This is a genomic window from Tissierellales bacterium (assembly GCA_025210965.1).
In the GTDB taxonomy this organism is placed as follows: Bacteria; Bacillota; Clostridia; order Tissierellales; family JAOAQY01; genus JAOAQY01.
Genome location: JAOAQY010000152.1, coordinates 1 through 7180, shown reverse-complemented (window position 1 = coordinate 7180; position 7180 = coordinate 1). Strand labels below are relative to the sequence as shown.

Genomic DNA, 7180 nt, shown 5'->3' with positions numbered 1-7180 from the left:
CTGTGTAATGTAACCATTCGCCATTTGCGAAATCTACACGGATATGATCTCTTTGCTCTTTTACTTTCACTGCTTGCCAGTTTGCTTTTTCTGACTCGCCTAAAGCTAATTGATGCTTGGCGTATGTTTCATCGAATACTTTTTTTGCTAGTTGTGATAATTTTGAGTAGCCTTTGATTGTGGTTTTCATTTTAAGTCCTCCTTTAGTCCAATATTATCGTACTCTGTAGCCAAAAAAAATATCATCTGGCTTCATATTAAAAAACAAGGCAATTTTAACTGCCATTTCATAAGTTAATCTAATATTTCCTCTTGATAATTCAGACATATACTGTCTTGATTTTCCTATGTTTTTTCCAAGTTCTGCTAATGTTACGTTGTTTCTATTACAAATATCCTTTATCGCTTTATGAAACATAAGCTCACCTCCTCAATGTCCAGCTTTTTCGTACCTTTTGATTATATCTTAGTACAATTTTTCCGTACTGTCAAGAAATTTAGTACGACTTTTTTGGTTTTTTTTATATTTTCTTTATTGTCCAGCATTTTTGTACTATAATTTAGATGGAGGAGATGCTTGTGAATAAAACATTTGGCGATATTTTAAGAACAGAGAGAAAGGCAAAAGAACTATCTCAAATTGAACTTGGAAAACTTTTGAATTTATCAAAACAAACTATTTCAGGATATGAAAATAATAGTAGTTTTCCATCACAAGAAACTTTATTAAAATTATCTGATATTTTTAGCGTATCTACTGATTATTTGTTAGGAAAATCAGACGAGCGCAATCCTAGCAAATCTTCTGATGAAATTGTCACAAAAGCATTTTCTTTAAAAGAAGGTGTTACTGAATTACCTCAAGAGGCTTTGGATCAGATTGATGAGTATATTCGACTTTTGAAGTTGAAGTATAAGGATAAGAAATAGCGACGGTGCGATGTCGCTTTTTTTGGAGGGTTTGGTAATCGGTGTTACATAGTTAAAAAGCAATGATGAAGTTGGTTTTATCGTTGTTGTTTATAATTAATTTTTATTAAATATTATTTTTAGATTTGGAGAGATTTTATGGCTTTACCTAAAAAAAACAAATCAAACATAAGCAATTCAAGTTTTATAACCTGCAAAAAACTTTTTGAAGAATTAGATTGGGACATAGCAGATAATGAATCTTCTTTATTCCAAAAATTTCTTAAAAGATATGACAAGCTTGAAACTAAAGAACAAAAAGATGTTTTCTTAGACTTGACTAGAAAATATACAATTGTAGAATTAGAAGATTATTTGCCTTTACTGAAAAACATTCTTATATCAAAATATTTCAAAGAAAATACTGATAGACAAAGTATATTGTTATTTCCACTTATCCCTGCAAAGGCTATTCAAGACATAAAAAGTTCATCATTTTTAATTTATTTATTTTTTCATTATTCTTTTTTGCACAATGACATCCTCAATAAAAAAAAATTTTCAGTAATATGCAACTATCAAAAACTATTTATAGAAGCTAATCATAAAAATCATAAAAATCTATTACTAATTGATGACTATATTGGTAGTGGTCAGACAGCTATTGAATCTCTAGAAAATATCTTTCAAGTTGTCGATTCTAAAAATCATAGTTTTACTAAGATTACTATTCTTTGTCTATATATAAATGAACTTGGACTTAAAAAACTACATGAATATATCAATTCTAATAATCTAGAAGTTGATATTATTTATTATAAAAAAACGAAGTACAGCATTGGTGGATGCGAAAATATTCTTGAGAACATAAATTTAAAAGAACCTTATAATGGACATGGAGGATGCGGTGATTTAATAACCTTAATAAGAACACCTAATAATACTATTCCTTTATTCCACAAATTTATACCAAAAAATCCAGCACCATTTCATAGAAATAGTAAATAGGAGTGATATCATGGATATAGATTACTATTATTTTTTGCTTTGTACCCAAAAAAACATTTCATACAGTTACTTAACCGACGGATATGGTTTATCAATCAGCAAACTTAATACAATAATCGATTTTTGTCAAAAGCAAAATTATATTAAAAATGACTATGAAAATTACCCTGTCATAACCAAAAATGGTATTGATTATATGAATGAATTGTCTAGAAATTTAAAATTAAGGGGTTGCAAAAAATATATAATCCCGTATAATATATATCGTAGTGAAAAATCTGAAAATGACATATATATTCCTGAAAATTTTATCTAGACAACATAATATATAAACTAATATGTATTATAGTATTTAGATTCTAAATGCAATTACATTATCTAGCATTTCAAGCACCTTAGATAAGAATCATCTCCGCTAAGGCTACGAAGATTCTTATCTAAAGAAATTATTAAAAGATATAGATTTCATAGCAAACGCTTTCCAAGCGTTTGCTGGTATTTTTTGTAGATAAATTTTCAAAAAGGAGTTTTAATATGTCTTTTCAGATTGAACTATATAACGAATCATTTCAAGACTATGCACTTAAATTTTATAATAAAGCCTCTTTAATGGATCTCTCCGAAGAATATATTTTAGAATGCTTAGAATATTCTCATAAGCTTAATTCAGCCAACTTACCCATCATATATGATGGCTTTCACTTTTCACAACTAGTTGGAATTGAATCCAGCTACGTATATACTATTTCAAACTCATCTCACGATTTCTATAGATATTATGATATAAAAAAGAAAAATGGAAAAACCAGAAAAATTGCAGAACCATTTGAATTGTTAAAAGAAATTCAAAAATGGATTTTAAATGAAATTTTACTAAATATTGAAACTAGTAAATACTCAAAAGCTTATAAAAAAAATTTCTCAATAAAAGACAATGCTAGGTTTCATCAAAATCAAAATGTAGTGATATGCATGGATATAAAAAGTTATTTTCCTAGTATCAAGATTTCAAAAGTTTTTAATTTTTTTAGAGAACTAGGTTATAATGAAGCAGTCGCTACTCTACTTTCAGAATTATGTTGCCTTAATGGATCTTTGCCTCAAGGAGCTCCAACTAGCCCTTGCTTATCTAATTTATTAAGCATTAAACTAGATGATGAGCTAGCTAATTTAGCCGAATTATTATCTACTGATGGTCAGCGTGTTAGGTATTCTAGGTATTCAGATGATATCACTTTCTCTGGAAATAATATTAATCCTTCAAAATTAATACCATGGGCATATGATATATTGAGAAATAATGGTTTTCAACCAAATTTGGATAAAACTAGAGTATTACGTCAAAATACTTGTCAAATGGTTACTGGCATAGTTGTTAACAAGAAAATGCAAGTTTCAAAACGAAAAAGATTAAAATTGAGACAACAACTATATTACATAAATAAATTTGGTCTATTAAATCATATGGCAAATGCAGATATTGATATGCCGCCTAAAAAATATCTTCAAAGTCTTTTGGGACAAGTTAATTTTGTATGTTTCTTGAATCCAAAGGATTCTACTTTTAAACATTATAGTAAATATTTAAAAATACTTTTGAAAAATTTTAGATACTAAATCTGCTAAAAACAGCCTTGACCCAAACGTACGTTCGATGTATAATGAACTAAAGTTATATTCCTTCGCCACTATTACACATAGAAAGGAATGAATTATATTGAAAACTTTAGAGGAACTTGAATCATTAGTTGATTTTTACAATATTGATTTATCTATTGTACCCATGGATCCTTTGATTCATGGGTATTATTTACACGATACTGATGGCAGTTTCATTCTGATTAATACTTGCATTGAGGATACTCGTACATATAAATGTGTTTTGGCTGAAGAGATTGGTCATCATCTCACTACTGTTGGTGATATATTGCCACATGGCTACCCTAGTTCTTCTGCTGCATCTTCCAATGTGAATAGGCAAGAGTTGAAAGCGATGAGATGGGCTACTGAGTTTTTGATGCCAACGGATGAAGTTTTGTCTTTTATTTCTTCTCAGATAGGTTTATCAATGGATTCTTTGGCTAGTCATTTTGAAGTTGCTGAGTCGTTTGTCCTGGAGAAGTTTAGGTTTATGGCCAGGGAAAAGTTGTCGTGGGGATTGGATCAAGAGCGTGTTTTGGTTTTGTCAGGATTGCCATCGGCTTATATTGTTAATGTTTTTGGATAGAAAAAAGCAACTCAGATTTGAGTTGCTTTTCAATTGCTACCTCTTATATTATAATTATTAATTGCTTCTATGCATTTATCAATATTTTTCTTTAAATTTTTATACCTATCTTTTTCAATTCTGTTCCCACAACTTTTGAACTTAAACAAAATGGAATAAACACTTTCAATTTCTTCTGTTAGTTGACACTCTTCCTTCCACTCTATGAGCTTTAAGCATTTTAGGTTATCTGAAACACCCTCAGTATCAATATAGTTTATATATGAATCAATGTTTCTATCATAATTTTTTTCCAATATATCAAAAAGGCTATAGCCATTTCTTATGGTTCCCATTTCATTTCTATTTTTATTTAAATTTTCCATCAAAAAATAAATTGCACTATTATATTTAGGTAACTCTCTCTTAATTTTTTCATTTTTATCTAGTTTATATAAATACCAAGCAATTATGCTTGCACATTCAATTCCAATTAACGTAATCCAATAATAAATAAAATTCTCCATGCTTATGCTATCTGCATTTCTAATCTCGAATAAAAAAACTTTGATGCCTACAATATATCCAATTTCCATTAAAAGTTTCATCAAAATCATTATAACTATAGGGAAAAATAGAACTACTGCAAAAACCCCCAGTAAATACAACCATAAATAATTTTTACACATTCACTTGTATGCACCTGTTATATTTAATAGCGAATTTTTCTTTAAAAATATTTTTAACCTGCTCAACTTCTTTTGACGGAAAATAATCAGAACTAATAGAGAAACAATCTATCTTCCCAAAATCATCAATATCTATATTATAGTTTGAATTATTATCAACAAAACTAACATAATCACAAGATTCAGTAACTAGATAAGCTTTATTAAATATACTTTTTATTTCTTTTTTGATTGATTCAAATTCAAAATTAATCATTACAACATCCGGTGCCAACACAGTCCTCATCATTCCTTTCATCCTCCTTTTTTCCAGCATATTCAGCAAGGTTCGCTATTTTTTCAATACCTCTATTAAAATCATGATATTTCTGCTCTGTTATTGATTTAGACAAATAAATACTTTCTAAATCAGCATAAAGTGTTTTTGCTTTTTTTACTATCGTATCATTAATTTTTTCGTCGTTAAATTCAATATATTCTACTAGTTTTTTTGCATCTTTAATACTTTCTGCTAACTTCCTTATATCCATTAAATCTTTTTTTTCTTTCTCACATTTCTGATATTTTTCAACCCTAGCTCTAGCATTTATCAATGCTTTTTGATGAGGCATTTTACTTGTCCTCTGTTTCTTTCTCTATTTTTAAAATTTGCTCATAAACTCGTTCCCTCTTATCTTTATAGCTTTTAAGATCATCTGAATTAAAATCTATGCCATTAGCTTCAATCATGTTTCTAATCAAAGCATCAATGTGCGTTGACATATTAAGTAGTTCGCTAAGTTCCATTTCAATACGAAAATTCTCACCATCAGCACGAGCAATCTCCAATATTTGATTTCCCAACTCTTCTCTGAATGCGCTATCAATTGTCAATAATGAAAACGGATTGTTTTTTCTAAACGTTTTTACTACAATAGCTTGCTGATTTCTATATTTAAATTTATTAATCTCTTTAATCCATTTTTTCCCATAATCAGAATTTATATCTTCAGCCAAAATTAATTCACTAAAACTATGTTCTACTATATAATCAAATAACCCATATGTAATGTCCTCACCTAACATAGCCATCGAATGATTAATAGCCAATCCCATTATCAAACTTTTACTATAAATCACTTTCTCAGTAAATTCTAGAACTCCCTCAAGCATTTCAAACTTATTTTTATTTTCATCAATAGTTGATAATACTTCTTTAAAATCCGTGTATTGAATTTCTCTCATGTCTATCTCCCCTTTTGTCGGTATATCTAGGTTATAATAACAAATTTCATTTGTTATTATAACCTAGATATACCCACTTTGTCAATTTTTATCACATTTTCACACTATACGTACAACAAATGTGTAACTTTTTATAGCAAATTACACTTTTTGGCATTATAATTTCCTCTTCACTTATAATTCCCAATATGCTATAATTATATCGAACTTATGTTCGGTCGCAAGTGATAAGAAAGGAGATTTTTATGGCTGGTTATTTAAGAAAAAGGGGTAATAAATGGTATTATTCTTTTGAAGCTGCCAATGTAAATGGCAAAAGAATTCGTGTTGAACGTGTCGGTGGATCTACAAAAAAGGAGGCAGAGCGTTCTCTCAATGCAGCACTCCATGAGTACCACAATTCAGGTTTACTGTTCGAACCATCTGAGGTTTCGGTATCTGATTATCTTCATTATTGGATTGACAACTACGCTAAAGTCAATTGTAAACCAAATACTATAATTAGTTACTCTCGTATTGTAGATAAACATCTCATTCCGGCTTTAGGTTTCTACAAGTTAAAATCGTTGACTCCTGCTACTCTTCAGGAATTGATTAATAAAAAGTATCTAACGGGGATAAGTAAGAACTATCTTGGAAATATCTTTGCTGTTCTAAATTCTGCACTAAAGTATGCTGTCTATCCTTGTTCTTTTATACGAGATAATCCTATGCAATATGTTTCTATGCCTCGCTATGAACATAGTAAAATAGTTGAAAATAAGAAGATGATATCCATAGATACTTTTAATACTATAATCGAAAGGTTTCCTGTTGGAACTACTTTTCATATAATGCTTATGATAGGATTTTATACTGGATGTCGAATAGGTGAAGTATGTAGTTTGACATGGGATGATGTAGATTTCGTAAATAGAACGATTGATATAAATACTAGTCTTTTGAAAATCAATAAAAACTGGTATTTTGGCTCTACAAAGACTAAATCTTCTGTGAGGACTATTACTATTGGTAATACTCTAATCAATGCTCTAAAGGAACAAAAGGCGTGGCAAGATGAAAATAGAAAAGTATACGGTCCACATTATATAGAACAATATGAGTTTAAAGAAGTTGATGGTGATAATATTCTTAGACGAATTCG

12 protein-coding genes are annotated in these 7180 nt (G+C 29.2%); 6 read left to right on the top strand and 6 right to left on the bottom strand.

All coding sequences use genetic code 11. From position 1 onward, the window contains the following. The coding region (locus tag N4A40_10635) for a hypothetical protein (GenBank protein MCT4662307.1) at positions 1-190 on the bottom strand (190 nt) is incomplete at its 3' end. A gap of 24 nt (positions 191-214) precedes the next feature. Further along, entirely contained in the window at positions 215-418 is a 204-nt protein-coding gene (locus N4A40_10630) for a helix-turn-helix transcriptional regulator (protein ID MCT4662306.1), read from the bottom strand. Between the two features lie 161 nt (positions 419-579). On the opposite strand from N4A40_10630, the gene N4A40_10625 reads away from it, so the two are divergent. The 5 genes from N4A40_10625 to N4A40_10605 all read left to right on the top strand — a co-directional run bounded on the left by N4A40_10625 (position 580) and on the right by N4A40_10605 (position 4144). Further along, positions 580-930, top strand: a complete 351-nt coding sequence (locus N4A40_10625; protein MCT4662305.1) for a helix-turn-helix domain-containing protein — start codon at positions 580-582, stop codon at positions 928-930. Between the two features lie 138 nt (positions 931-1068). Then, complete coding sequence (locus N4A40_10620) at positions 1069-1917, top strand: hypothetical protein (GenBank protein ID MCT4662304.1); 849 nt, start codon at positions 1069-1071, stop codon at positions 1915-1917. 10 nt (positions 1918-1927) lie between these two features. After that, positions 1928-2233: a hypothetical protein gene (locus N4A40_10615; protein ID MCT4662303.1), complete on the top strand. Its 306-nt coding sequence runs from the start codon at positions 1928-1930 to the stop codon at positions 2231-2233. Between the two features lie 218 nt (positions 2234-2451). Next, entirely contained in the window at positions 2452-3534 is a 1083-nt protein-coding gene (locus tag N4A40_10610; protein MCT4662302.1) for a reverse transcriptase family protein, read from the top strand. Positions 3535-3634: 100 nt separating this feature from the next. Then, positions 3635-4144: an ImmA/IrrE family metallo-endopeptidase gene (locus N4A40_10605; GenBank protein MCT4662301.1), complete on the top strand. Its 510-nt coding sequence runs from the start codon at positions 3635-3637 to the stop codon at positions 4142-4144. Positions 4145-4173: 29 nt separating this feature from the next. On the opposite strand, the gene N4A40_10600 is transcribed toward N4A40_10605, so the two are convergent. The 4 genes from N4A40_10600 to N4A40_10585 form a co-directional block, all read right to left on the bottom strand. Next, positions 4174-4731: a hypothetical protein gene (locus tag N4A40_10600; protein ID MCT4662300.1), complete on the bottom strand. Its 558-nt coding sequence runs from the start codon at positions 4729-4731 to the stop codon at positions 4174-4176. 73 nt (positions 4732-4804) lie between these two features. Continuing rightward, positions 4805-5101: a hypothetical protein gene (locus tag N4A40_10595; GenBank protein MCT4662299.1), complete on the bottom strand. Its 297-nt coding sequence runs from the start codon at positions 5099-5101 to the stop codon at positions 4805-4807. Beyond that, positions 5061-5423: a hypothetical protein gene (locus N4A40_10590; protein ID MCT4662298.1), complete on the bottom strand. Its 363-nt coding sequence runs from the start codon at positions 5421-5423 to the stop codon at positions 5061-5063. Before N4A40_10590 ends, N4A40_10595 begins: the two co-directional genes overlap by 41 nt. A gap of 1 nt (position 5424) precedes the next feature. Then, positions 5425-6036, bottom strand: coding sequence for a hypothetical protein (locus N4A40_10585; GenBank protein ID MCT4662297.1), 612 nt, complete (start codon positions 6034-6036; stop codon positions 5425-5427). Positions 6037-6281: 245 nt separating this feature from the next. On the opposite strand from N4A40_10585, the gene N4A40_10580 reads away from it, so the two are divergent. Beyond that, positions 6282-7180, top strand: an 899-nt coding sequence (locus N4A40_10580; GenBank protein ID MCT4662296.1) for a site-specific integrase, incomplete at its 3' end; no start/stop codon positions are given.

Bases quoted from the DNA above. Each gene is read 5' to 3' on its own strand.
- N4A40_10630 (MCT4662306.1), bottom strand. From the start codon at position 418: ATGTTTCATAAAGCGATAAAGGATATTTGTAATAGAAACAACGTAACA.
- N4A40_10620 (MCT4662304.1), top strand. From the start codon at position 1,069: ATGGCTTTACCTAAAAAAAACAAATCAAACATAAGCAATTCAAGTTTT.
- N4A40_10615 (MCT4662303.1), top strand. From the start codon at position 1,928: ATGGATATAGATTACTATTATTTTTTGCTTTGTACCCAAAAAAACATT.
- N4A40_10610 (MCT4662302.1), top strand. From the start codon at position 2,452: ATGTCTTTTCAGATTGAACTATATAACGAATCATTTCAAGACTATGCA.
- N4A40_10600 (MCT4662300.1), bottom strand. From the start codon at position 4,731: ATGAAACTTTTAATGGAAATTGGATATATTGTAGGCATCAAAGTTTTT.
- N4A40_10595 (MCT4662299.1), bottom strand. From the start codon at position 5,101: ATGATGAGGACTGTGTTGGCACCGGATGTTGTAATGATTAATTTTGAA.
- N4A40_10590 (MCT4662298.1), bottom strand. From the start codon at position 5,423: ATGCCTCATCAAAAAGCATTGATAAATGCTAGAGCTAGGGTTGAAAAA.
- N4A40_10585 (MCT4662297.1), bottom strand. From the start codon at position 6,036: ATGAGAGAAATTCAATACACGGATTTTAAAGAAGTATTATCAACTATT.